At 65.8% G+C, this 23,492-nt stretch carries 20 protein-coding genes and 3 pseudogenes; 19 read left to right on the top strand and 4 right to left on the bottom strand.

The features are described from left to right. Window positions 1–139 precede the first annotated feature (139 nt). Entirely contained in the window at window positions 140–661 is a 522-nt protein-coding gene (locus tag ACFE65_RS14080; RefSeq protein ID WP_375382998.1) for a DUF1993 family protein, read from the top strand. 447 nt (window positions 662–1,108) lie between these two features. Here the strand turns inward: ACFE65_RS14080 and ACFE65_RS14075 are convergent. Then, window positions 1,109–1,501, bottom strand: a pseudogene (locus ACFE65_RS14075) (DNA polymerase IV); the annotation flags it as partial. 257 nt (window positions 1,502–1,758) lie between these two features. Next, window positions 1,759–2,154, bottom strand: a pseudogene (locus ACFE65_RS14070) (aldo/keto reductase); the annotation flags it as partial. Between the two features lie 341 nt (window positions 2,155–2,495). Between ACFE65_RS14070 and ACFE65_RS14065 the strand changes: the two are divergent. From ACFE65_RS14065 to ACFE65_RS14050, 4 genes and pseudogenes are all read left to right on the top strand, one after another. Beyond that, window positions 2,496–2,918, top strand: a complete 423-nt coding sequence (locus ACFE65_RS14065; protein ID WP_375382997.1) for a heme-binding protein — start codon at window positions 2,496–2,498, stop codon at window positions 2,916–2,918. Continuing rightward, window positions 2,915–3,925 (top strand): SDR family oxidoreductase, encoded by a 1,011-nt coding sequence (locus ACFE65_RS14060; protein ID WP_375382996.1) that lies wholly within the window; start codon window positions 2,915–2,917, stop codon window positions 3,923–3,925. Before ACFE65_RS14065 ends, ACFE65_RS14060 begins: the two co-directional genes overlap by 4 nt. Beyond that, window positions 3,922–5,718 carry a thiamine pyrophosphate-requiring protein gene (locus ACFE65_RS14055; protein ID WP_375382995.1) on the top strand — a complete coding sequence of 599 codons (1,797 nt, stop codon included), beginning with the start codon at window positions 3,922–3,924 and terminating at the stop codon, window positions 5,716–5,718. The genes ACFE65_RS14060 and ACFE65_RS14055 overlap by 4 nt, the downstream gene beginning before the upstream one ends. A gap of 142 nt (window positions 5,719–5,860) precedes the next feature. Then, window positions 5,861–6,067: pseudogene (locus tag ACFE65_RS14050) on the top strand (IS630 family transposase); the annotation flags it as partial. A gap of 187 nt (window positions 6,068–6,254) precedes the next feature. Here ACFE65_RS14050 and ACFE65_RS14045 read toward each other — a convergent pair. After that, on the bottom strand, window positions 6,255–7,460 hold the full coding sequence (locus ACFE65_RS14045; RefSeq protein WP_375382994.1) for an SDR family NAD(P)-dependent oxidoreductase: 1,206 nt from the start codon (window positions 7,458–7,460) through the stop codon (window positions 6,255–6,257). Between the two features lie 33 nt (window positions 7,461–7,493). After that, the gene (locus tag ACFE65_RS14040; RefSeq protein ID WP_375382993.1) at window positions 7,494–8,702 is read right to left on the bottom strand and encodes a zinc-dependent alcohol dehydrogenase; all 1,209 of its coding nucleotides are present in this window, start codon (window positions 8,700–8,702) and stop codon (window positions 7,494–7,496) included. Window positions 8,703–8,840: 138 nt separating this feature from the next. On the opposite strand from ACFE65_RS14040, the gene ACFE65_RS14035 reads away from it, so the two are divergent. The 14 genes from ACFE65_RS14035 to ACFE65_RS13970 all read left to right on the top strand — a co-directional run bounded on the left by ACFE65_RS14035 (window position 8,841) and on the right by ACFE65_RS13970 (window position 22,870). Then, on the top strand, window positions 8,841–9,425 hold the full coding sequence (locus ACFE65_RS14035; protein ID WP_375382992.1) for a carboxymuconolactone decarboxylase family protein: 585 nt from the start codon (window positions 8,841–8,843) through the stop codon (window positions 9,423–9,425). Next, entirely contained in the window at window positions 9,418–10,047 is a 630-nt protein-coding gene (locus ACFE65_RS14030; protein ID WP_375382991.1) for a cupin domain-containing protein, read from the top strand. The genes ACFE65_RS14035 and ACFE65_RS14030 overlap by 8 nt, the downstream gene beginning before the upstream one ends. Next, window positions 10,044–10,916, top strand: a complete 873-nt coding sequence (locus ACFE65_RS14025; RefSeq protein ID WP_375382990.1) for an SDR family NAD(P)-dependent oxidoreductase — start codon at window positions 10,044–10,046, stop codon at window positions 10,914–10,916. The genes ACFE65_RS14030 and ACFE65_RS14025 overlap by 4 nt, the downstream gene beginning before the upstream one ends. A 12-nt stretch (window positions 10,917–10,928) precedes the next feature. After that, window positions 10,929–11,390 carry a hypothetical protein gene (locus tag ACFE65_RS14020; protein WP_375382989.1) on the top strand — a complete coding sequence of 154 codons (462 nt, stop codon included), beginning with the start codon at window positions 10,929–10,931 and terminating at the stop codon, window positions 11,388–11,390. A gap of 143 nt (window positions 11,391–11,533) precedes the next feature. After that, window positions 11,534–11,803 (top strand): four-helix bundle copper-binding protein, encoded by a 270-nt coding sequence (locus ACFE65_RS14015; RefSeq protein ID WP_375383000.1) that lies wholly within the window; start codon window positions 11,534–11,536, stop codon window positions 11,801–11,803. Window positions 11,804–11,828: 25 nt separating this feature from the next. Next, window positions 11,829–12,941 carry an NAD(P)-dependent alcohol dehydrogenase gene (locus ACFE65_RS14010; RefSeq protein WP_375382988.1) on the top strand — a complete coding sequence of 371 codons (1,113 nt, stop codon included), beginning with the start codon at window positions 11,829–11,831 and terminating at the stop codon, window positions 12,939–12,941. 44 nt (window positions 12,942–12,985) lie between these two features. Further along, window positions 12,986–14,071, top strand: a complete 1,086-nt coding sequence (locus tag ACFE65_RS14005) for a catalase family protein (RefSeq protein WP_375382987.1) — start codon at window positions 12,986–12,988, stop codon at window positions 14,069–14,071. Beyond that, window positions 14,068–14,595 (top strand): (2Fe-2S)-binding protein, encoded by a 528-nt coding sequence (locus tag ACFE65_RS14000; RefSeq protein WP_375382986.1) that lies wholly within the window; start codon window positions 14,068–14,070, stop codon window positions 14,593–14,595. The genes ACFE65_RS14005 and ACFE65_RS14000 overlap by 4 nt, the downstream gene beginning before the upstream one ends. Further along, on the top strand, window positions 14,592–15,605 hold the full coding sequence (locus tag ACFE65_RS13995) for an FAD binding domain-containing protein (protein WP_375382985.1): 1,014 nt from the start codon (window positions 14,592–14,594) through the stop codon (window positions 15,603–15,605). The genes ACFE65_RS14000 and ACFE65_RS13995 overlap by 4 nt, the downstream gene beginning before the upstream one ends. Window positions 15,606–15,618: 13 nt before the next feature. Further along, on the top strand, window positions 15,619–17,889 hold the full coding sequence (locus ACFE65_RS13990) for a xanthine dehydrogenase family protein molybdopterin-binding subunit (RefSeq protein ID WP_375382984.1): 2,271 nt from the start codon (window positions 15,619–15,621) through the stop codon (window positions 17,887–17,889). A 98-nt stretch (window positions 17,890–17,987) separates the two neighbouring features. Further along, a complete protein-coding gene (locus ACFE65_RS13985; protein WP_375382983.1) occupies window positions 17,988–18,869 on the top strand; it encodes an alpha/beta fold hydrolase in 882 nt (293 codons plus the stop codon). Then, the gene (locus ACFE65_RS13980; protein WP_375382982.1) at window positions 18,866–20,254 is read left to right on the top strand and encodes an MmgE/PrpD family protein; all 1,389 of its coding nucleotides are present in this window, start codon (window positions 18,866–18,868) and stop codon (window positions 20,252–20,254) included. The genes ACFE65_RS13985 and ACFE65_RS13980 overlap by 4 nt, the downstream gene beginning before the upstream one ends. Beyond that, window positions 20,251–20,469, top strand: coding sequence for a hypothetical protein (locus ACFE65_RS13975; protein WP_375382981.1), 219 nt, complete (start codon window positions 20,251–20,253; stop codon window positions 20,467–20,469). The genes ACFE65_RS13980 and ACFE65_RS13975 overlap by 4 nt, the downstream gene beginning before the upstream one ends. A gap of 52 nt (window positions 20,470–20,521) precedes the next feature. Continuing rightward, window positions 20,522–22,870, top strand: coding sequence for a membrane-bound PQQ-dependent dehydrogenase, glucose/quinate/shikimate family (locus ACFE65_RS13970; protein WP_375382980.1), 2,349 nt, complete (start codon window positions 20,522–20,524; stop codon window positions 22,868–22,870). The last annotated feature ends 622 nt before the right edge of the window (window positions 22,871–23,492 follow it).

Raw genomic sequence — 23,492 nt, 5'->3', positions numbered from 1 at the left:
CGCGCTACCTCACCGCCGGGCGCCCCTGCCGCGCAGCGGCTTCGTGCTCTGGGTCGTCCTGCCCGCGGGCTGGGTGACGGAGGCGTGCTCATGGTCGAGGCGGCTTGACGGGGCTGAACCGAGGGCTGCACAGACGGGCATGGCCTTCTCCCTTCATGCCGCGATCATCCCGTCTCAGGCGCAAATCCTGCGTGCCTCCGCTGCTCTGATCGACAAGGCCGAGGCGTTCTGCGCCGAGCGCAGCATTTCGCCGGACACCCTGATCCAGGAGCGGCTTGCCGAGGACATGCTGCCCTTTGCCTACCAGGTGAAGTCGATGGCGGTGCACTCGCTCGGCGCCATCGAGGGCGTGCGCAAAGGGGTGTTCGGGCCCGATCTGACGCCGCCGCCGTCCGATTTCGCCGGGCTGAAAATGCGCCTCGCCGAGGCGCTTGCCGGCCTGGAGGCAATCGACCCGGCGGAGATCGACGGCTTTCTCGGCCGCGACATGCGCTTCGAGTTCGGTGAGCGTCGCATCGAGTTCGTGGCGGAGGAGTTCCTGCTCTCTTTCTCGCAGCCGAATTTCTACTTCCATGCCACCACCGCGTACGACATTCTACGCTGGAAGGGATTGCCGATCGGCAAGCGCGACTTCGCGGGAACGCCACGCGTGAAGCGCTAAGCGCTTAGATCTCACGTTGCGGCCTGCTTCGGAGCAGACGGCTGATTCGGGCCGCAAATCAAATTCGAATGAACGTCCAATACCCCGGGCGCAAGACGGCCCTGAGTGGCTGCCGTTGGGTGAGAGACCCCATCGGAGGGCTTGCTCACGGGCTCGATTTCAGTACGCTCGTTGACCAAGCGTTAGCTCGCGTGCATTCCGCGACTCGGACTCCATAAATCCGATAAAATCAACAGCGAAGGATTCTGACGGTATCCTTGACGGTATCTCCTTTTTTTCAGGCCGAGTAAGGTATGGAAAATCAACGCGTTACGGGGTCAGGAAACAATCGAGTGGGAGTGACGGGAAACGGCGGCAAACGGCGTTCATAGCGTAACTTCGGCGGGGTAACGCAGGCCGTTCGACATGCTGGTACGGAGTGCAAGATCAAATGCACCATCAAGCAGGCTTGGCCCGGATCGCCTTGGCGGTGGCCCATGCGGTCGGCAAACCAGCGGGGTCCTCGGTCACGTCGAGGTAGCCTCCTCGAGCTAGAGCGGCTGAATGAGCGGCGTGAACTCGGCGAAGATCGCGTGGATCCTGCGCGACGCCGCCTTGTAGAGGTCGAACCGCGGCGGCAAATGAGGTCAGGGCAGCGCCGTATTGCGGTGACCGAGGGCACGGCAGAGCGCATCTCGATGCGCGCGGCTTACAGCTGGCCGCCGCGACTACGCCGCGCGCCGCGGCATAGCCCACTGCTATCGGCCGACCACGCAGGGCCGGATCATCGCGCTGCTCTACGGACGCAAAGAACGCGTCCATGTCGACATGGACGACCTTGCGAGTCGATCCGCTTGCCATCGCCAGTCAGTGCAACGGCAGCGAACGAACGTGGAACATGCGATCGGCAATGCCGACGCGCTTCCAGTCCCGCGATCAGTTCCCACGGCTCTGCGGATCGCATCCGCTGGCATCAGGCGCCAGGCCAGCGACATGCCGCGCAACTGCTACTATCAGGGACCGCCGATCGACCATTTCGACGGCGTTCGCTTCTTCAACCCGGGACAGCCGTCCACCGATCGAGGGCTGCCGGCATGCTGCGCTGGAAGCTGGCCGGTGCCGGCCGCGACAAGCTGCTCCATCGCCTCGACCGTATCGGCGAGCGGCACGGTCTCGCGCCAGTGCAGCAGGTAGAGGTCGAGCCGGTCGGTGCCGAGCCGCTGCAGGCTTGCCTCACACGCGCGAGCCAGCCGCTGGCGGGAGGCGTTCTGGGGATAGGCTTTGCCGACCCGGAACATTTGGTCGCGTATGCCCTCGATCGCCTCACCGACGAACCGCTCGGACTGGCCGTCGGCATACATTTCGGCCGTGTCGATCAAGGTCAGGCCGAGCTCGACGCCCGCCCGCAGGGCGGCGATCTCTTGCGAGCGGCGATCGGGCTTCTCGGCCATCATCCACGTGCCCTGATCGAGCGCGGGAACGGTCGCGCCGTCGGGAAATCTCATCGTTTTCATGGCCACTCAACGTGCCATGCTGCTTTCCGGACCATCCACCAAGCCTCCGGCCCAGAGATGGAGACAGAGGATGCGGGTCAGGGTCTCCATACAGCAACCAAGTCAGGAAACGCGCATCGGGTCGACGCATTCGATGGTGGAGGCGTCCAAGGCGATGGCCTCCCGTGCCCCACGGTTCTTCCCCTTAACCTATGTAAATCGCTGCTTTTTAATTGAACTGACCACGCGATTGGAGGTTGAAACGATCGAAAGATCGCCGACCAAAGGGTGTGCACGACCTGTTTGCGATCCCGGAACGACGGCGACAAACGAGAAGCCGATAATTCAAGAAAGGAATGTCTATGCCCGCCCATGTCCAGACCCTGACCTTGGCCGACGCCAGGCGGATCATCGCCGCCGGTGAAGCCGCGGCGGAGAAGATCGGCGTCCCCTACAATCTCGCCGTCGTTGATGCGGGCGGAAACCTAATCGCGCACGTCCGCATGGACGGCACGTGGCTCGGCTCGATCGATATCGCCGTGCATAAGGCATGGACTGCGCGCGCATTCGACATGTCGACCGAGGATCTTGCGAAGATGGCGCAGTCGGGCAAGCCGCTGTTTGGTATCGACAGCACCAATCACGGCAAGGTGGTGATCTTCGGCGGCGGCGTGCCGATCAAGTCGGGCGGTGCGGTGATCGGGGGCGTCGGCGCGAGCGGCGGCACGTTCGATCAGGATGTCGAGGTGGTCGAAGCCGCCGCCGCAGTACTGGGCGAGGCGTGAAAATCGCGCTCAAGCCGCTCGCCGAGCAGGTCATCGTCATAACCGGCGCCAGTTCCGGCATCGGGCTGGTGACTGCAAAGCTGGCAGCAGAGCGGGGGGCGAAGGTGATGCTTGTCGCGCGCAATGAAGGGTCGTTGCAGGAAGCGGTCGAAGCCATCGCCACCGCCGGTGGACATGCCGACTACGCCGTTGCCGATGCCGGTGACATAACCGCCGTTGGCGCTGCCGCCGACCGAACGGTGGCTCGGTTCGGCCGTATCGACACCTGGGTCAGCGACGCCGGCACGGCGATCTACGCCAAGCTGGTCGATACGCCGCTCGATGAGCATGAGCAGCTGTTCCGCACCAACTATTTCGGCACCGTGCACAGTGCGCTCACCGCCTATCATCACCTGCGCGAGACGGGCGGCGCATTCATTGCGATCGGCTCGATCGCGTCGGATCTGCCTTCCCCGATCCTCAGTGCCTATTCGGCGTCGAAGCACGCGGTAAAGGGCTTCGTCGATGCGCTGCGCATGGAGTTCACCGCTGATCGCGTCCCGATCGCCGTCACGCTGATCAAGCCTTCCGGCATCGACACGCCGATCGCGCAGCACGCCGCCAACCACGTCGATGGCGAGGCGCTGATCCCGCCACCGGTCTACGACCCGACGCTGGTCGCAGAAGCGATCCTCGATGCGGCCGAGCATGTCCGACGAGATATCACCGTTGGGGGCGCGGGTCGTCTGCAGGTGCTGCTGGGCACGCACCTCCCGGCGGTGCTGGACCGGTTCTCGGGCGTGCTCGAACGGACGATGTCGAATCCGACGCAATCGGCGACGCGCGACACCAGCATCTTCGCACCGACCCAGCACGGCCAGGAACGCTCCGGTCGGCAACCCGGCCGCCGCTTCAGCCTCTACACCGCCGTCGAGCGCCATGCCGCGCTCATCGGCGGCGTGACACTGGTCGCGGCGCTAGGCGCGGCGGCACTCGTCTCACGATCGAACTTCAGGAAACGCCGATGAGCAAGCTGACCAGCGATTTCTTCGTCGAGCGGCTGAAGGCATGGGGCGTCACGCGCATCTACGGTTATCCAGGCGATGGCATCAACGGCGTGCTCGGTGCCTTGCAGCGCGCCGAGAAGAATGGTGCCGGCATCGAGTTCATTCAGGTCCGCCATGAGGAGATGGCGGCATTCATGGCGACAGCGCACGCCAAGTTCACCGGTGAACTCGGCGTCTGCCTGTCGACTGGCGGGCCGGGGGCGACCCATCTCATCACCGGGCTCTACGACGCCAGGTCGGATCACATGCCGGTGCTTGCGATTGCAGGGCAAGCGGAGACGACGGTGCGCGGCGCCAGCTATCAGCAGGAGCTGAACCTCGATCGGATGTTCGCCGATGTCGCGGAGTTCGTGCAGGAGGCCGCCGCGCCCGCGCAGGTGCGCCACCTTGTCGATCGCGGCGTGCGCATCGCGGTGGCGCGGAACGGCGTGACCGTGCTCGTCCTGCCCAAGGACGTGCAGGATGAGGCGTGGGAGGAGCCGAAGCGAGCGCATGGCTTCACCCGTTCGGGGCCGGGCTATCAACGGCCGCACGTCCTCCCGTACGATGTCGACCTTCGCCGCGCCGCGGACATCCTCAACGCGGGCAAGAAGGTCGCCATCCTGATCGGCGCGGGCGCGCGCGGCGCCGCCGCCGAAGTAGTGCAGGTCGCAGAGACACTGGGTGCCGGCGTTGCCAAGGCGCTGCTCGGCAAGGACGTACTACCCGATGATCTGCCGTTCGTTACCGGCGCCATCGGGTTGCTCGGCACCAAGCCGTCGTCGGACATGATGGACGGTTGCGACACGCTGCTGATGATCGGTACCGGCTTTCCCTGGGCCGAGTTCCTGCCGCCGGACGGACAGGCGCGCGCGGTGCAAATCGATATCGATCCGGCGATGCTCGGGCTTCGCTATCCGGTCGAACTCAATCTGCACGGGGACGCGGCCGAAACGCTGCGCGCCCTGCTGCCGCTGCTGAAGCGGCAGCAGGACCAGTCGTGGCAGGACGACATCGTCGAGCAGATGGAGAAGTGGCGCGAGACGCTGAGGGAGCGGGCGATGGCATCGGCCACTCCGGTCAACCCGCAGCGCGTGGTCTACGAAATGTCGCCGCTGCTACCCGCCGATGCGATCGTAACCTCCGATTCCGGCTCCTGCGCCAACTGGTACGCACGCGATTATCAGGTGAAGGCGGGCCAGCGCGCGTCGCTGTCGGGCGGCCTCGCCTCGATGGGGGCGGCGGTGCCTTACGCCATCGCTGCCAAGTTCGCGCATCCGACGCGGCCAGTCGTCGCGCTGGTCGGCGACGGCGCGATGCAGATGAACAACATGGCGGAGCTCATCACCATCCAGAAATATTGGCGGCGCTGGGCCGATCCGCGGTTGATTGTGTGCGTGTTCAACAATCAGGATCTCAATGAGGTGACTTGGGAGCAGCGGGTGATGGAGGGCAATCCGCGTTACGAGGCGTCGCAGGATCTGCCCGATGTCCCCTACGCGAAGTTCGCCGAGCTGCTGGGCCTGACCGGCATCTTCGTCGATACGCCCGAAGCGTTGGCGGGCGCCTGGCGTCAGGCGCTCGCGGCCGACCGGCCGGTCGTGCTGGAGGTTAAGACCGATCGCGAGGTCGCGCCGCTGCCGCCGCACGTCACCCTCGTACAGGCGAAGGCGTTCATGTCATCGCTAGCAAAGGGGGATCGCGGCGCGGGCCAGGTGATCGCGGATACGGCGCGCCAGCTTGTCGGCGAACTCCTGCCGCACAAGGAACAGTAATGAGCGATATAGAAACCTCGAGCGCAGCAAGGATCGTGACAGGTGCCGCAGCAGGCCCGATCGTTGGGTTCGTCGCTTCATTGGCCATGGATCGGTTCCAGGCACTGGCTCGGCCATCGTCCGACAAGGAAAAGGAACCCGCGACGCAGCAGCTGCAAGGTTCCTCCCGCCCTACAACCCCCACTTCAACCCGATCGAGAAGGCCTTTGCTCGCCTCAAGGCCATGCTCCGCAAAGCCGGCGAACGGACCGTCTCCGGCCTGTGAAACCTCATCGACAAGCTGGTCGATTTCTTCCAGCCGCAGGAGTGCGCCAACCACTTCAGCTCCGGCGGGCACGACCCAGACTGAAAAGAATCCGCTCTAAAACCTGGGCTATCCCGCCGACAACTCAGGTGAGGCTCTCAAGCGCGTTTGATTCTTCCGGCGAGTTCGCCTTGTTTGTGGTCGTGAACGAGCCTGATAAGCGAATGCTCATCCCATCCACGTGCCCTCCGACCGTGGACACCGCCTAGTCCCGGAACGTCAACGCGCCGCATCAGGCATGCTTGGTCAGGAGCACGTCGAGCCTGTCGATGTTCGCCGGGCTCGCCAGCACGGCGTTGGAGCGTTCCATCAGCAACGCGGCACCCTTGCCGCTCAGATGCGCCTCCCGTGCGGCCTCGTTCGGGAAGGTCTCGAAGATCTCGAACGTCGATTCGGTGCGGCGCAGGCCAAACCACGGCCGCGTTCCCACCTCGTGGCGCACCTCGTCGAGGATGCCCTGCAACAGGCTCTCCACCTCCGCTTCCTTGCCGGCGCGCGCTTTCAGTGTGATGTGCAGAGCCTTGGCGGTCGAGCTGCCGCTGGTTCCGCCAAGGTGCGCGGGAAGATGCGGACGACGACGCCAGCCGGCGAACAACAGTGCGCCGACACCGAGCGCGGCGGCGCCTATCGCCAGCGGCTTGGTCGGATCTAGCTTGCGGTCAGCCGAGCCCGGCTCGGACAGCCCGCGATGGATCTGCGCGGCGGCGCGATCGGGCAGCAGGTCGGCGATGGCGCCCATCACCTTGTTCTTCGCAGTCGGGATCACCTTGTCCTTGCCCGCCATCAAGGCGTCGAAGCCCGCCTTTGCGACGATCGCCGGATCATCCTTCGGAGCAGGACCGGCGCGGGTATCCATCATGTCTGCGCGCTTGAAGAAGTTGGTCTCCGTCAGGCTAGGCATCAGCACCGTCACCGTGACGCCGCTGTCCTTGAGTTCGTTGCGCAGCGCCTCGCCGAACCAGCGCAGGAACACCTTGGTGCCGCCATAGATCGCCTCGAACGGATCGGGCATCGTGCCCGCGATCGACGAGGTCAGCAGGATCTTGCCGGCGTCGCGCACGACCATGTCTTTCAGCACCAGCTTGGTGAGCTGCACCGCCCCGCGGACGTTAAGATCAACCATCTTGAGTTCAGTCTGGAGATCGGTCTCCAAGAACGGGCCGCCGAGACCGATGCCGGCATTGACGCACAGCGCGTCCACCGCGCGCCCGCGGAGCGTGCCGTGTAGTCCGGCGACCGCGTCCTCACGCGACAGGTCGGCGGCATGGATATCGACGGTCGCGCCGCTCGACCGGAGATCGCGCGCGGCCTCCTCCAAATGGACGCGATCCTCGGCCGCGATCAGCAGGTCGTAGCCGTTGGTGGCGAACTGGCGGGCAAGCTCCAGCCCGATGCCGTTGGAGCCGCCGGTGACGACGGCGAAAGGGCGCGTGCTCATGATCTGTGTCTCCGCGATATCATGCAACAGGGTTCAGGCGGCGGGTTGCAGTTCGACCTTGATCCAGCCGGGCTGGCGCTCGTCGAACGCCTTGTAGGCGTCGATCGCGTCGGTCATGGGCTCGGTCTGGGTGAGGATCTTCTGCGGGTCGAGGCGGCCGGCGAGGACGTGCTCGATCAGCACGTCATAGTAGCGGCGATGGTTGGCGTTCCCCATGCGCAGCGTCACGTTCTTGTTCATCGCCATGCCGATCGGGAAGCTGCGGTCGGTCGGCGGGTAGACGCCGATGATCGCGATCGTACCGGCCTTGGCGACGCACTCGACCGCCCAGTCGAGCACCTGGCTCGGATTGTCGCCGGCGATGAAGTGAGTGCCGAACTTACGCGCGGCCGGCTCGATCAGATATTGCTCAAGCTTCTCCTTCGCCTTGCCAAGCATGCCCGGTTCATCGGGGCCGCCATGCGCGTGCTGCGCGTCCACGCCGACGGCGTCGATGACGCGGCGCGCGCCGTCGCCGTCGGTCAGCTTGAGCACCGCATCGGGCACGTCGACTTCGTCCATGTTGATGATCTGCGCACCCTGGCGTTCGGCCATCGCCAGCCGATCGGGCAGCCGGTCGACCGCGATCACCCTGCCGCCCATCAGCAGCGCCGACGCGATCGCCATCTGGCCGACGGGTCCACAGCCGAACACAAGCACGTGATCGCCCTGCTCGATCTCGGCGAGGTCCGCGCCGAACCAGCCGGTCGGCAGGATGTCGCTCATCAGGATCGCCTGATCGTCGCTGATCGCATCCGGGATCGGCACTAGATTGGCGTCGGCCCAAGGCACGCGTGCCTTTTCCGCCTGCAACCCCTTTAGGCCGCCTGCCGCTTCCGGGCCGCCGAAGAACGATGTCCCCGCCCGCTTGCCCATCGGGTTGGCGTTGTCGCACTGGGCAAAATAGCCCTTGGCGCAAAACTGGCAGGTACCGCAGCCGACCGTCGACGGGATGATCACCCGCTGGCCGACCTTGATGTGCCGCACTTCGCTGCCAACCGCCTCGACGATGCCGACGCCTTCATGGCCAAGGATTTGGCCCTTCTTCATGCCGCTGAACGTGCCGCGGATGAAATGGAGGTCCGTGCCGCAGATAGCAGACGCGGTGAGACGAACGACCGCGTCCTTGCCGTCCTCGATCGCGGGCTCCGGCACATCATCGACGCGAATATCGCCGATGGCGTGAAATACGACGGCTTTCATGGCGATTTTCCCAATTCAATGTGTTGGGCATGAACCGCGCGGGACAGGTATAGTTGCCTCACTACGGGACATTTCGAGCGGTGAGGCGTTCGGACTGTGCGCCTCTTTTCAGAGACTTAACGTAGATCAGGAGCCATAATGCGGCTGAGCCCACTCGCCTCCACGGAGCTCGCTCCCGAGCTCCGTGCCGTACATGATGACATGGCGCAGGAGATCGCGAAGCACCTTAAGGGCTTTGTGTCGAAGCGCGATGACGGCGCCTTGGTCGGGCCGTTCGCACCGATGCTGCGCTTCCCGCAGTTCGGGCAGCCCGCCTGGACTTACACGAAGGCGCTAATCGAGAACTCCAAGCTGCCAAAGCCGGCGCACGAGGTCGCGATCCTGGTTACCGGCGCGCGCTTCAACTCGCGCTACGAGCTCTACGCGCACGAGCAGGTCGCGGATCAGGCGGGGCTGTCCGAGACCAAGATCGCGACGATCGCCGCCGGCCAGCGGCCTGCCGACCTCACGGACGAGGAGGGCGCCGCCTATGATGTTGCGGCGGCGCTGGCCGGCGGCAAGGGCCTGCCGGAATCTACCTATCAGCGGGCATTGCGCGCGTTTGGCGACGAGCAGATGGCCGAGCTGGTCTATCTGATCGGCGGCTACTGCCTCGTGTCGGTACTCCTCAACGCCTATGACATGTCGGTGCCGGGCAGCGAAGAAGGTCTGCCGCGTGGGTGATCCGGGCGAGCAGGCGACCAGCGACGCCGCGACGCGCCACGAACCGACGGAGCCGTCCGGCTCCGAAGACCGCGCCGCCGGGCCGGGTGGCGGTGCGGATCCCAAGCACAAGCACCTGTTCCACCTCACGGGCATGGCGGCCAGCCGCTATGACGGCGGTGAATTGCGGGGTGCGGCGGCCGACAACTGGAAGGTACTCTCCGGCCAGCAGGGCTCAGTCTACATTGCTCGTCTCAAGCCCGGCGGTGTGCGCGAGCCGCACTGGCATCCCAGCGGCTGGGAGATGAACTTCGTCGTATCGGGGCACGTGCGGTGGAGCATCGTGGGCCCTGGCGGAACGAGTGACGCCTTCGAGGGCGAGTGTGGCGACCTTGTCTTCGCGCCGCAGGGCCACTTCCATTATTTCGAGAATGCAAGCGCGAGCGAGGATCTCGTCGTGTTGATCGTCTTCAATACGAGCGCCGGCGAACCCGACGACGACGTCGGACTGGTGGAATCTCTGTCCGCCATTCCCGCCGATGCGCTCGCAGCGGTCTTCGGGGCGCCAACCGAGGTGTTCGCGAACCTGCCCAGGAAGACCGATCGGGTGGTCATAGCGCGCAAGCAAGGTCACGCATCGTGAACGAACTGAAGGGCAAGGTCGCGGTCGTCACCGGCGCGGCGCGCGGGATCGGGCGGGCGGCGGCGATCGCACTCGCCAAGGCCGGAGCCGACGTCGTCGGGATCGATATCGCGGGCCCGGTCAGCGCTATCCTCGATTTCGCTCCGGCCACTTCGGACGATCTGGCTGTAACGGGCGATGCGGTGGAGGCGGCCGGCATGCGCTGGCTGGCGATCACGCTCGACCAGCGCGACCTCCCGGCACTGCGAGCTGCTTGCGAGCAGGCGACGCTCGCGTTCGGCGGTGTCGACGTCCTGTTCGCCAATGCCGGCATCCAGGCGTTCAAGCCGATCCTGGAAATGGACGATGCCGACTGGCACGACCAGATCGACGTCAACCTGACGGGCACGATGAACGCGATCCGCGCCTTTGCGCCTGCGATCAGGGAGCGCGCTCACGCCACGGGTCATGGCCGGATTATCGTGACGAGTTCGACGCAAGGCCAGCACGGCACAAAACACGGCGCGGCCTATTCCGCATCCAAGTGGGGCATCATCGGCGTGATGAAATCGGCCGCTCTCGAGTTTGGCGAGCTTGGGATAACCGTCAACGCGCTGATCCCCGGGCTAATCGATACGACGCTGACCCGGCATGAGGAGCGCTACAGGAACGCAGCCGAGGAGGACGGCAAGCAGCCGACCGGCGTCGAGGCGAAGGATGAGGAGCTGGCGAAGCAGGCGATGCTCGCCAAGACGCCGCTCGGCGTACCTTGGATTGATCCGGACGATGTCGCCCCAATGGTCGTGTTCCTCGCCTCCGACGCGGCGAGGATGGTGAGTGGCGCGACCTATGCCGTCACCGGCGGCGACAGCGCCCATGGCGCATCCTGAGGAGAAGAGGCGATGAACGCGAAGTACATTGCCGGCGCGATTGCCGGCAGCCTGGTGGCCGGTCTCGGCATCACGGCCATGATGATGGGAGGTGAGAAGAAGAGCGGCAAACTGTCCGAGCTGATCGAGTTGCAGCGCGCCAGCGCGCGCAAGCTGGACGTGCGGACGCCTAGCGGTGGGCACCTGCCATCGACGGGCGAGCAGGCGTCCGCGCAGGGCGGTCACCTGTTGCTCTCGGGCCTCGCCGGGATCGCCTATGGCGCGGTGACCGACGAAGACACTAACCCCGCGGTCGGCGGCGTGCTGTTCGGCCTGTCCTTTTACGCGCTCGCGCATTGGATCACCGGGCCGGCGCTTGGCGTCAAGGCGTCCGAGTGGACGCAAGGCGGCAGGACGATCGCCATGCACACGATCAACCACGTCATGTTCGGCCTCGTCACCGCGTTCGGCGCGCATGCCGCAGCGCGTGCCTGATCAACCGCTCTCAGGGAGAACAACCATGTCGATCGAGAAGATGATCCAGCTTCACCCGGACGTTGGCGACGACTTCAACCCTGCGCTTGCCACCGCGGCACGGCACACGATGCTTTGTTCGCTGTTCTGCACGTCGTGCGCCGATGCTTGCTCGGCCGAGCCGATGGAGCTGCGCCAATGCATCCGCACCTGCTCCGACTGCGCGAACATCTGCGCCGCAACCGCGCACGTCGCGGTGCGACGCACCGGGCAGAACGTCGAGGTGCTTCGTGCACAGATCGAAACCTGCATCCGAACCTGTGAGGCTTGCGCAGCCGAATGCGAGAAGCGATCACGAGCATTGCAAGCTCTGCGCGACGATGTGCCGCGAATGTGCCGAGGATTGCCGCAAAGCACTCGCGACCATCCATTGACATAGTCGGAAGCCGGAGAGAGCCAATGAAGATCACCGCCGCCGTGATGGAAAAGGCCGATGGCGTCGTCACCCGCCGTTCGATCAAGCTGGAGGAAGTCGACCTCGACGGCCCCCGCGAGGACGAGGTGCTGGTCCGCATCACCAGTTGTGGAGTGTGCGGCACCGATCGCGGCTGCCTGCATGGTCAGGAGCCTTATCCCGCGCCCGGCGTGCTCGGTCATGAAGGCGCGGGCACCATCGAGGCGGTGGGGCGGCTGGTCGACAATGTGAAGGTCGGCGATCGCGTCCTCCTCGGCTTTCCCTTCTGCGGCACCTGCCCGAGCTGCCGTCGCGGCAAGCCGCGCTACTGCGTCCATGGCTCGGACCTGATGTTCTCAGGGTTTCGGCTCGACGGCTCGTCGCCGATGAAGCGGGCGGGCGGCGAGGCGCTGGCGGCGCGCTTCTTCCAGCAATCCTCCTGGGCGACGCATACGATCGCGCAAGCCCGACAGGTCGTCCGCGTGCCGGACGGCATGGATGCAGACCTGCTCGGGCCGCTCGGCTGCTCGATCACGACCGGTGCCGGCACGGTGCTGAACGAGCTCAAGCCACGGCCCAATTCCTCGATCGCCATTTTCGGGGCGGGCAATGTCGGGCTCGCCGCCGTCATGGCCGCGGCACTGACGCCGGCGACGCGGATCATCGTTGTCGACAAGAATGCGGACCGCCTCGCGCTGGCGCGCGAACTCGGCGCAACCGACGCGGTCGAGCATGACGGCGACACGGTCCAGCGGATCAAGGACCTCACCAACGGCGAACTCGACTATGCCGTGGAGGCTACGGACGGATCGAACCTCGTTGCCGAGGCGGTCGAGGCGCTTGGCGTGCTGGGCACCTGCGCGATGGTCGGTGGCGCCAAGGCAAGCGCGCCGGTCAAGCTGCACCATGGCGACATGCTACATGCCGGCAAGACGCTGACCGGCGTCATGGGCGGCGGTGGCACCACGCCCGATTTCCACCTCGCGCTGATGCACCTTCATGCGCAGGGGCGCTTCCCGCTCGATCGGCTGGTCCGGCGCTATCCCTTCGCCGAGGTCAACCAGGCGATCGACGACAGCGACGCCGGCAGCGCGATCAAGCCGATCCTGATGATGTGAAGACCTCCCCTCCACGAAACACCCGACCTGACGAGGATTTGACCATGACCTATCTGCGCTACGCACCCGACATCGAGACGCCCGAGCCCGACGAGCAGGAGACGATCGACGGCATCATCAAGGGCATGACCACCGAGAGCCAAACCGTCGAGAAGCGCGAGGGTCATGCAGTGCGCGCGAGCCACGCCAAGAGCACGGCCTGCGTGATCGGCGAACTGGTGATCGCCGACGACCTGCCCCCCGAACTCGCGCAAGGGCTGTTCGCGCGAGCCGGCACCTACCAGGTCGCGGTCCGCTTCGCACAGGGACCCGGAGAGAACCTCGGCGACCGCGTATCCACCCACCGCGGCATGGCGATCAAGGTGTTCGGGGTCGAGGGCGAGAAGCTGCCCGGCCACGACGCACCGACGCAGGACTTCGTCTTCGCCAGCGGCCCGACCTTCCCGGCGGGCACTGCTGCCGGTTTCCTCAGCCAGGCCGGCAAGATCGGCATGGCGACGCCGATGCCGGAGGGCGTGAAGAGCGCCGCCTCCAGCCTCGCGCGCAACATCAACAAGGTGCTCAACGCCGTGGCGGGTGGCCCCAGCCCGCTGATGGACTTCTACGGCCATCCCTTCAGCCATCCGCTCGACGACTATTATTTCAGCCAGTGCCCGGTCCGCTACGGCGACCATGTCGCCAAGCTCGGCGCCTTTCCCGCCTCAACTTACCAGGATGCGTTGAACGACTGGCAACTCGATCCCCATCAGGACGAAGACGGCTTCCGCCACGCCGCGATCGCCTATTTCAACGAGCATGACGCTGTGTTCGACCTGCGCGTCCAGCTCTGGGCGAATGCAGAGACGCAGCCGATCGAGGACACCTCGGTCGAATGGCCCGCGCAAGACAGCCAATACCGCACCGTGGCGACGATCCGCCTGCCGCGACAGGCCGCCTACGGATCGGAGCGGGTGCGTTACTTCGACGAGGTGATGACGTTCCGCCCGGCGCACAGCCTTACCGCGCACCGCCCACTCGGCGGCGTGATGCGGGCGCGGCTGCAAGTCTACAAGGCGCTCAGCGATTTTCGTCACCGCGAGAACGGCGTCGTTGCGGCGAATACCGCCAGCATCGAGGAAATACCGGCATGAACGACGCCGTCACCATCGACCGGTCCTCCGCGGCGGCCGTCGCCGCGAGGCCGATCGCCACCTTGCCGCTCTCGCTCACGATCAACGGCGAAGCCCGGCAACTGCGGATCGAGCCGTGGACGACGCTGCTCGATCTGCTGCGCGACAAGCTGGACCTGACCGGCACCAAGAAGGGCTGCGATCACGGCCAGTGCGGCGCCTGCACGGTGCTGATCGACGGCAGGCGCATCAATTCCTGCCTGAAGCTTGCCGTGTCGGTCGACGGCGCGGACATCACGACGATCGAGGGGCTCGGGCAGCCGGATCACCTTCACCCGCTGCAAGCCGCGTTCATCGACCACGATGCCTTTCAGTGCGGATACTGCACACCCGGCCAGATCTGCTCGGCGCAGGGGCTGATCAACGAGGGCCGCGCCAGGGACCGTCAGGACGTGCGCGAGCAGATGAGCGGCAATATCTGCCGCTGCGGCGCCTACACCAACATCGCCGATGCGGTGCTCGAAGTGTTGGAGAAGCAGGCATGATCCGCTTCGATTATGTGCGGCCGGCTGATGTCGCCGAAGCCGTGCGTGGGGGCGCGGCCGACCACGCCGCCTATCTGGCGGGCGGCACCAACCTCCTCGACCTGATGAAGGAGAACGTCGCACGACCGCTGGAGGTGGTTGATATCAACCGGCTATCGCTGGCGCAGATCACCGACCGCGACGATGGTGGCCTGCGGCTCGGCGCGCTCGCGACCAATTCCGACACCGCCTATGACGAGCGCGTCCAGGCGCGCTATCCGCTGCTCTCCTCCGCGATCCTGGCCGGCGCGTCGCCGCAGTTGAGGAACGCGGCGACCGACGGCGGCAACCTCAACCAGCGGACCCGCTGCTATTATTTCTATGACACCGACACGCCGTGCAACAAGCGCGTGCCCGGCCAGGGCTGCGGCGCGATCGGCGGGGTCAATCGCATCCACGCGATTCTGGGCGCGAGCGACCAATGTATTGCGACGCATCCGTCCGACATGTGCGTCGCGCTCGCCGCGCTCAATGCCGAGGTGCAGGTGACAGGACCGGAAGGAGACCGGACGATCGCTTTCGGCGACTATCATCGGCTGCCCGGTGACGAACCTTGGCGCGACAACACGCTCAAGGTGGGGGAGCTGGTCACCGCGATCGATCTGCCGCCAGAAGACTTCTCCCAGCACTATACCTACCTGAAGCTGCGCGATCGCCTGTCCTATGCCTTTGCGCTCGTGTCGGTCGCGGTGGCGATGCGGATCGAGGGCGACCGGATCGCCGACGTGCGGCTGGCACTCGGCGGCGTCGCGCACAAGCCGTGGCGGCGGATCGAGGCGGAGGAGGCGATCAAGAACGAGCGGCCGTCCGCGACGGTGTTCGACACCGCGGCGCGCGCGCTGCTCGCCGGCGCGGTCGGGCAGGGCGACAACAGCTTCAAGATCGAGCTCGCCCGCAAGGCGATCATCCGCGCGCTGAGCCAGGCCGCGGCGGGCACGCCGCAGTCCCAGACCGACAAGCGCCTCGCGTAAAGGAACCCAGACGATGAACACGCCCGCCAAGGTCGGTATCGGAACGCCGCTTAGCCGTGTCGACGGGGTCGACAAGGTAACCGGCCACGCGCGCTACGCCGCCGAATACGCGGTGGATAACCTGCTGTACGGCGTGGTCGTCTCCAGCCGCATCGCCAAGGGACGGATCACGGGCATCGACGATGCCGCCGCGCGCGCGGTGCCCGGTGTGGTCGAGGTCATCACGCACGAGAACCGACCACACGAAGCGTGGCTCGACCATAGCTGGAAGGACGAGCTGAAGATTCCGGGCGAGCCGTTCAAGGCGCTTCACGACGACCGCGTCCAGTTCGCCGGCCAGCCGATCGCGGTGGTGCTCGCAGATACCTTCGAGGCGGCGCGCTTCGGCGCCAGCCTGGTCGAGGTCGCTTACGACGCCGAGCCGCACAACGTCGATTTCACGGCGTCGCTGGACGAGAAGTTCCTGCCGGCGCACTTCAAGCGGCGCAACACCTTTCACCCGCCCAAGTCGCGCGGCGACGCGCCGGCCGCGTTCGAGCAGGCGGCGCTCAAGGTCGAGGGCGAATATCACCTCGCGCCCGAGCATCACAACCCGATGGAGATGCACGCCTCCACGGTCGAATGGCACGGCGACGGCCGCATCACCGTTTATGACAAGACGCAAGGATCGCAGGGCGTGCAAGCCTATCTCGCCAGCGCGTTCGGCTTTTCCAAGAAGAACGTCCGCGTGGTCAACGCCTATGTCGGCGGCGGCTTCGGCTCGGGGCTCCGGCCGCAATGGCAGGTGCAGGTCGCGACGCTGGCGGCCAAGAAGATGGAGCGGTCGGTCCGGGTCGTGATGACGCGCGCGCAGATGTTCACCCACGCCCATCGCCCTGAATGCACCTTTTCGATCCAGCTCGGCGCCGAGCACACTGGAAAGCTCACCGCGATCATCAATACCGCGACGACGTCGACCTCCCGGTTCGAGCACAACATGGAGGACATCGTCACCTGGGGGATGATGAACTACGACAGCCCCAACGCGCATGGCGACTACACCATCGCGCCGCGCGACACCTATACCTCCTCCGACATGCGCGCGCCCGGCGCGGCGACTGGCATGACGCTGTTCGAAATCGCGATCGACGAGATGGCGTACCGGGCCAAGGTCGATCCGCTGGAGTTCCGGCTGATCAACTATTCCGAGGTCGACGCAATGAACGGCACGCCGTTCACTTCCAAGGCGCTGCGCGAAGCCTTCGCGCAAGGCGCCGAGCGGTTCGGCTGGGACCGGCGATCGGCCGAGCCGCGATCGATGCGCGACGGGCGCGAACTGATCGGCTGGGGCGTGGCGACGGGCATGTGGGACGCGCAATTCTCCAAGACGAGCGCCAGCGCCAAGCTCCGCGCCGACGGCCGTCTCGAAGTCGCCTGCGCCACCTCCGACATCGGCACCGGCACCTACACGGTGATGACCCTGGTCGCCGCCGACACGCTCGGGCTGCCGGTCGACCAGATCACCGCCCGTCTGGGCGACAGCGACCTGCCGACCTCGCCGGTCGAGGGTGGGTCGTGGGCGGCGGCGTCGGCGGGGGCGGCCGTCCAGCTCGCCTGCCAGGCGGTGGCGAAAAAGCTGCTCAAGGCGGCGGACAAGGTGGAGGGACGCCCGCTCGCGGGCGCCAAGTCGATCGATGACATCGCCTTTGCCGACGGGCGCATGACGCTGAAGTCTGACCCGGCCAGCAGCGTCGCGATTGTCGAGGCAATGCGCGCGGCCGGCCTCCAACTGATCGAGGAGGAGGAAACGGCGTCGCCGAGCCCGAGCCAGATGATCTCGATGGCGACCAAGTCGCGCAACACCCACAGTGCCATCTTCTGCGAGGTTCGCGTCGACGAGGAACTGGACCAGGTTCGCGTCACCCGCGTCGTCAACGCGGTCGCGGCGGGCCGGATCATCAGCCCGAAGACCGCGCGCAGCCAGATTCTGGGCGGCGTGGTGATGGGGATCGGCATGGCGCTGCACGAGGAGACGTTCATCGACAAGACGCTCGGCCGCTGGATGAACCACAACTATGCCGAGTACCATGTGCCCGCGCATGCCGATGTCGAGGACATCGACGTGATCTTCGTCGACGAGCCCGATCCGGAAGTCACACCGCTGGGGGTGAAGGGGCTGGGCGAGATCGGCATCGTCGGTACCGCCGCAGCCGTCGCCAACGCGATCTACCATGCCACCGGCAAGCGCGTGCGCTCGCTGCCGATAACGATCGACAAGCTGCTGGAAGCGGAGATCGATCCGTAAGGATCGGTTCCCACATTCGGCCGTCGCCGCGCGCTGGCTTGCTCAAGGGAGCTAAAGCCGGCGACCTTGGCGAAACGTAACAAGGTAGGGATATCGGAATGGCGGACACACTTCTTCAGGACGGCTGGCGGGAGTCGGTGCGCACGATCAACGGGCTGAACCTTCACATCGTCGAGGCAGGCGACCCGGAGGCGCCGCTGCTAGTGCTGCTCCACGGATTTCCGGAGTTCTGGTGGGCGTGGCGGCACCAGATCACGCCCTTGGCCGCGGCCGGCTACCATGTCGTCGTGCCGGACATGCGCGGCTACAACACTAGCGACGCGCCGCAGGAGGTCGCCGCGTACGAGCTCAACACGCTGGCGGCGGACGTGGTCGCCATTGCGGATGCCTTCGGCGCCGAGCGCTTTCATCTTGTCGCGCACGATTGGGGGGCTGTGATCAGCTGGTGGGTCGCGGCCAAGTACCCGGCGCGGCTGGAGCGTGTCGTGCTGATGGACGGTCCGCATCCCGACGTCTGGGGCAAACAGGCGCTCAAGCACCCGACCCAAGCGCTCAAGTGCACCTATGTCGCGTTCTTCCAGCTTCCCTGGGTGCCCGAGGCGACGCTCGGCAGCTTCGACTTCGCCGGCCTCAAGGGGATGATTGAGGGCAGCGCGCACAAGGGGACGTTCGAGCCGGGCGCGCTTGACCGCTATGCCGAGGCGTGGGCGCATCCCGGATCGCTGACCGCGATGCTGAACTACTATCGCGCGCTCCGGCAGCGGCCACAAGGTAAGGAGCCGGCGCGGCTCGCCCCGCCGACGCTGATCCTGTGGGCGGGCGACGACCTGTTTCTCGAACGCAACGTCGCTGAGGCCGGGCTGGCGCTGTGCGATGACGGCAAGTTGGAGTTCGTCGAGGGCGCGAGCCACTGGCTCCACATTGAGATGCCCGAGAAGATCAACGCCCGGATCATCGGGTGGCTGGCCGAAGGCAAGTGATCGAACCGCGCTTCGCCACCCAGGCGATTGCCGCCTTCGCGCTGCGTGTCGGTTCGGACGATCTCGACGGCTATGCCGCCGACCGGCTGAAGCGCAGTCTGCTCGACGCGATCGGCTGCGCGCTGGGGGCGCTCGATGCGCCGCCTGTCACCGCGATCCGGGGGCTGGTCGACGAGTTCGGCGGCACCGGCCGTGCGACGATGATCGGCGGCGGCCGTACCGCGCCCGACCGCGCTTGTCTCGTGAACGGCTGCCTTGTCCGTTACGTCGATTTCATGGACAACATCGCCAGCAAGGGCGAGGTCTGCCATCCCAGCGACAACATCGCCGCGCTGGTGGCGGCAGGTGAGCATGCCGGCGCGAGCGGACGCGACCTGCTGCTGGGGCTCGCGGTCAGCTATCAGGTGCAGAGCCGGCTGATGGAGACGCTGCCGACGATGCGCGGCGGTCTCAACTACACCACGCCGCTCGCCTACTCAGTAGCAGCGGGCTCGGCGCGGCTGCTCGGGTTTGACGCTGAGCGCACCGCGCATGCGCTCGCGCTCGCCGGCGTGTCGGCGGTGTCGCTGGCGGTGATCCAGGCCGAGCCGGTGTCCAACTGGAAGGGCCTCGCCTCGGGCGAGACCGCCAGCCGCGCGCTGCTCAACACCTTTATCGCCGGACGGGGCGTGACGGGTACGCTGGGCGTATTCGACGGGCCGTTTGGGCTCGACCATCTCGTCCGCGATCATTCCACCATCGACTGGTCCAAGGAACCGCTCGACGCCGGCAATCGCGTCTCGATCAAGCGCTACAATGCCGAGTTCCAGTCGCAGACCAGTGTCGAAGCGGCGATCGAACTGGGCCAGCGGATCGCCGATCCAGGCTGCATCACGTCCGTCACGCTGGACGTCGCCAAAGGCGCGTACGACGTGCTCGGCGGCGGCAGCTACGGCCCCAAGGACGACTGCCGCATCAAGGAGCAGGCCGACCACAACCTCAAATACTTGGTCGCCGCGGCGCTGATCGACCGGCAGATGCTCCCTGAGCAGTTTGCGCCTGAGCGGATAGAGCGCGCCGACGTGCAGGAACTGCTCGGCAAGGTGACGGTTCGGTCGAGCTTCCTCTATACCCGGCGGATACCGGAAGAGATGCCGTGCAAGCTCGTCGTCCACATCGCTGGCGGCGAGATGCTGTCGGCGGAGCGCAGCGACTATGACGGCTTCCACACGCGACCGATGAGCTGGGACGATGTCGTCGCCAAGTTCGACCGCCTCGCAAGCCCGCACGCGGACGGGCGATTGCGCGCAAAGATTGTCGCCACGGTGCGCGACATCGAGCGGCACCTGGTGACGGACCTGATGGCGCTTCTTGCGCTGGCCGGACATGAGGAGACCCGCGGATGATCGAGCCGCCGCGCCTGTCGATCGGGCAGGCGATGCTCGACGCTCCCGACCGCCGCCTCGCCGGCATACGGGCGAGTATCAGGGCACGCTCGCCGCCGGGCGCAAGGTCCATATGTTGTCATGGACCTGTTCCGCATCGGCATCGGCAAGCTGGTCGAACACTGGCCCAGATAAATCCCGGCCTGCTCAAGCAGATCGGCGCCGTGGCAACCTGAAGCGGCCATAGGCCACCATCACATCACCGTCATTCGATCTTCGGAGAGCTCCATGCGCCTCTACATTGCCGCCCTTGCCTGGCTGATCGCCTTATTGGGCGGCTTCTTCGCCGTCGCGGGCGCGCAACTGGCGCTGCTTGGTGGATCGTTCTACTACTTGATCGCCGGCGTTGCGATGGTGGTCAGCGGAGCCTTGGCAGGTAGGCATGACGCCCGCGGGCGGACGCTATTCCTGCTGATCTGGCTGACGACCGCGATCTGGGCGGTGTGGGAAGCGGGGCTCGACCCGCTCCGGCTGGTGCCGCGGGTGCTGGCTCCTACCGTCCTGCTGCTCCTGATCTATCTGCCCGTTCTCGTCGGCGCGATGAGGAAGCCCAACGGACGCAGAGTGGCCGCGGGCGTCGTGGTTGTGGCGATGGCGGTCGGAGGCGCCAGGTTCGTCGTCTCGCCGGATGCGGCTGGCGCACAGCCGGCCGGAATGGTCACGGACGCAGTCGCGGGCGACTGGGCCAGCTACGGCGGCACGCTCGCGGGCGATCGCTACTCGATGCTCGGCCAGATAACGCCAGCGAACGTCGCTCAGCTCAAGCAAGTCTGGGTCCAGCGCACCGGCGACCTGCCGATGCGCGCCGAGGCTGTGACGCACGAGCGCGAATATCATTCGGAGGCAACGCCGATCCACATCGGCGACACGCTCTACACCTGCACGCCGCACAGCTTCGTCCAGGCGATCGACGCGACCACCGGCCGCACCAGGTGGAGCTGGCACACCGACGCGCCGATCAAGGGCAACAGCTACCTCGCCTGTCGCGGCGTTTCCTATTTCGAGGCACCGCCCGGCACGCCCTGTCCACACCGCATCTTCGCGCCGAGCTTCGACGCCAAGATGTGGGCGCTCGACGCCGCCACGGGCAAGCCGTGCCCCGCGTTCGCCGATAACGGCTATATCGACCTGCGCGACAACATGGGGCCGTCGCCTGCCGCGATGCAGATCAGCACCTCGCCGCCGGTGGTCGCCAACGGGCGGCTGATCGTCGGCGAGCGGATCGTCGACAACCTCGGCGTTCTGGAGGCGGGTGGTGTGGTCCGCGCCTACGATCCGGTGTCCGGCAAGCCGATCTGGGCCTGGGACATGGGACGCGGCGACGACGCGATCCCGGCGCTGCCCAAGGACCAGATGTACACGCGCGGTACGCCCAACGTCTGGGGCGCGATGACTGCGGACGCCAAGAACGGCGTCGTCTATCTCGGCACCGGCAACGCCACCCCCGATTACTGGATCGGCAAGCGGCGGCCGTTCGACGACAAGTACGGCACCTCGATCGTCGCGCTCGACATCACGACGGGCAGGATGCGCTGGCACCGCCAGCTGGTCCATCGCGACATGTGGGACATGGATCTGCCGATCGGCCCCTCGCTGATCGATCTGCCGTTGCCCGGCGGCGGCACCGTCCCTGCTCTCGTGCAGACCACCAAGATGGGCCAGCTCTACTTGCTCAACCGCCTGACCGGCGCGCCGCTTGCCGCGATCGAGGAGCGGCCTGTGGCTACCACTGGCGGGATGACCGACGAGCGTTTCTCGCCGACCCAGCCTTTCTCGGTCGGCATGCCCTCCTTCACCCCGCCCGCGCCAACCGAGAAGGATACGTGGGGTGCGACTCCGATCGACCAGCTCGTCTGCCGCATCCAGTTCCGCCAGGCGCACGCGGCCGGCATCTACGCGCCGATCGGCCTGAACCCGATCGTCGGCCATCCGGCGTTCGACGGCGTGACCGATTGGGGTGGGGGTGCGGTCGATCCCGAACGCGGTATCCTGACGGTCAACACGATGCAGATGCCGTTCCGCATCCACCTCGTGCCCTCCGCTTCGCCCGAGGGGCAGCGCATGATACGGGCGGCGTCGAAGGGCGGCGAAAATGCCAAGGCACCGATCTATTACCAGCAATTCGGCACGCCCTATGTCGCCGTCGTCCAGGCCTGGATCGGTCCGCTCGGCGCGCCCTGCATCGCGCCGCCGTGGGGCAAGCTGTCGGCGGTCGACCTGCGCACGCGTAAGGTCGTTTGGGACAAGGTCCTGGGCACCGCGCGCGACACGGGTCTGTTCGGCTCGCGTCTCGGCGTGCCGATCAAGACGGGCGTGCCCAATCTCGGCGGCTCGATCATTACCAGGGGCGGCATTGTCTTTATCGGCGCGACTACCGACCAGTATCTTCGCGCGTTCGACGTGAAAACGGGCATGGAGTTGTGGAAGGCGCGGCTGCCGGCGGGCGCACAGGCGACCCCAATGACGTATCGAGGTCGCGACGGCCGGCAATATGTCGTCATCACCGCCGGCGGCCACGGCGCGCTGAGCACGCGCTACGGCGATTACACGATCGCCTTCGCGCTTCCGCGTGGATAGACTTCCTCTGTTCCGACCCGGTGGCCGGCAGCTGGCTCAGACCACCAATTTAGTCAGCTCTGATCGTCGCAGCTGGCAGACAGAATATCTGGGCTTGGATACCGTCCTGAACGCCGGCAAGTTGGCGCGTCCAGTGATCCGGGAATGTGGTTGAGATCGGGAGCGTACTTTCGGATAAGATCGGCTACCTTGGCGTACGTTCGGACGTTTCTTCAAGTTTGACGGTATTTTTGACGGTATCCGATAACGAGCGGTATTTTTAGCGTGCAATATCAATGAGTTATCTCATAACGAATAATCGAATGGGAGTGACGGGAATCGGTGGCAATAGCGCAGATTCGGCGGCAATATCGGGGACGGGCATGCCACTCTTGGCGTCTACCCTTCTGCCGTACCAGAGCTCTGAAAGCGGTGACGATCAGCGTCTCGCGGCTAATCAGGGACCCGATCGTTACAGAATAGGATTTCACGGGGCCTTCCGACGCCACTCCTGATTAAAAGCCAGCGTCGCAAGAGTGCACACAGTGCCGAAGGCGTCGAGACGGCGCCGGTGGCTGATATATTGGCTGAGATGAAGTGCGATGGAGCGCAAGGCTATCAGGCTATCTGTTCTCGCGCCCTC

Origin of the sequence: uncultured Sphingomonas sp., assembly GCF_964237335.1 — a bacterium.
Lineage (GTDB): Bacteria > Pseudomonadota > Alphaproteobacteria > Sphingomonadales > Sphingomonadaceae > Sphingomonas.
This window is presented reverse-complemented; position numbering and strand designations above follow the sequence as displayed.

Coding starts and splice junctions, on each gene's coding strand:
- ACFE65_RS13975 (WP_375382981.1), top strand. CDS start 20,251: ATGATCGAGCCGCCGCGCCTGTCGATCGGGCAGGCGATGCTCGACGCT.
- ACFE65_RS14055 (WP_375382995.1), top strand. CDS start 3,922: ATGAGCAAGCTGACCAGCGATTTCTTCGTCGAGCGGCTGAAGGCATGG.
- ACFE65_RS14065 (WP_375382997.1), top strand. CDS start 2,496: ATGCCCGCCCATGTCCAGACCCTGACCTTGGCCGACGCCAGGCGGATC.
- ACFE65_RS14015 (WP_375383000.1), top strand. CDS start 11,534: ATGCTTGCTCGGCCGAGCCGATGGAGCTGCGCCAATGCATCCGCACCT.
- ACFE65_RS13985 (WP_375382983.1), top strand. CDS start 17,988: ATGGCGGACACACTTCTTCAGGACGGCTGGCGGGAGTCGGTGCGCACG.
- ACFE65_RS14000 (WP_375382986.1), top strand. CDS start 14,068: ATGAACGACGCCGTCACCATCGACCGGTCCTCCGCGGCGGCCGTCGCC.
- ACFE65_RS13970 (WP_375382980.1), top strand. CDS start 20,522: ATGCGCCTCTACATTGCCGCCCTTGCCTGGCTGATCGCCTTATTGGGC.
- ACFE65_RS14080 (WP_375382998.1), top strand. CDS start 140: ATGGCCTTCTCCCTTCATGCCGCGATCATCCCGTCTCAGGCGCAAATC.
- ACFE65_RS13995 (WP_375382985.1), top strand. CDS start 14,592: ATGATCCGCTTCGATTATGTGCGGCCGGCTGATGTCGCCGAAGCCGTG.
- ACFE65_RS14040 (WP_375382993.1), bottom strand. CDS start 8,702: ATGAAAGCCGTCGTATTTCACGCCATCGGCGATATTCGCGTCGATGAT.
- ACFE65_RS14020 (WP_375382989.1), top strand. CDS start 10,929: ATGAACGCGAAGTACATTGCCGGCGCGATTGCCGGCAGCCTGGTGGCC.
- ACFE65_RS13990 (WP_375382984.1), top strand. CDS start 15,619: ATGAACACGCCCGCCAAGGTCGGTATCGGAACGCCGCTTAGCCGTGTC.
- ACFE65_RS14010 (WP_375382988.1), top strand. CDS start 11,829: ATGAAGATCACCGCCGCCGTGATGGAAAAGGCCGATGGCGTCGTCACC.
- ACFE65_RS14005 (WP_375382987.1), top strand. CDS start 12,986: ATGACCTATCTGCGCTACGCACCCGACATCGAGACGCCCGAGCCCGAC.
- ACFE65_RS14045 (WP_375382994.1), bottom strand. CDS start 7,460: ATGAGCACGCGCCCTTTCGCCGTCGTCACCGGCGGCTCCAACGGCATC.
- ACFE65_RS14035 (WP_375382992.1), top strand. CDS start 8,841: ATGCGGCTGAGCCCACTCGCCTCCACGGAGCTCGCTCCCGAGCTCCGT.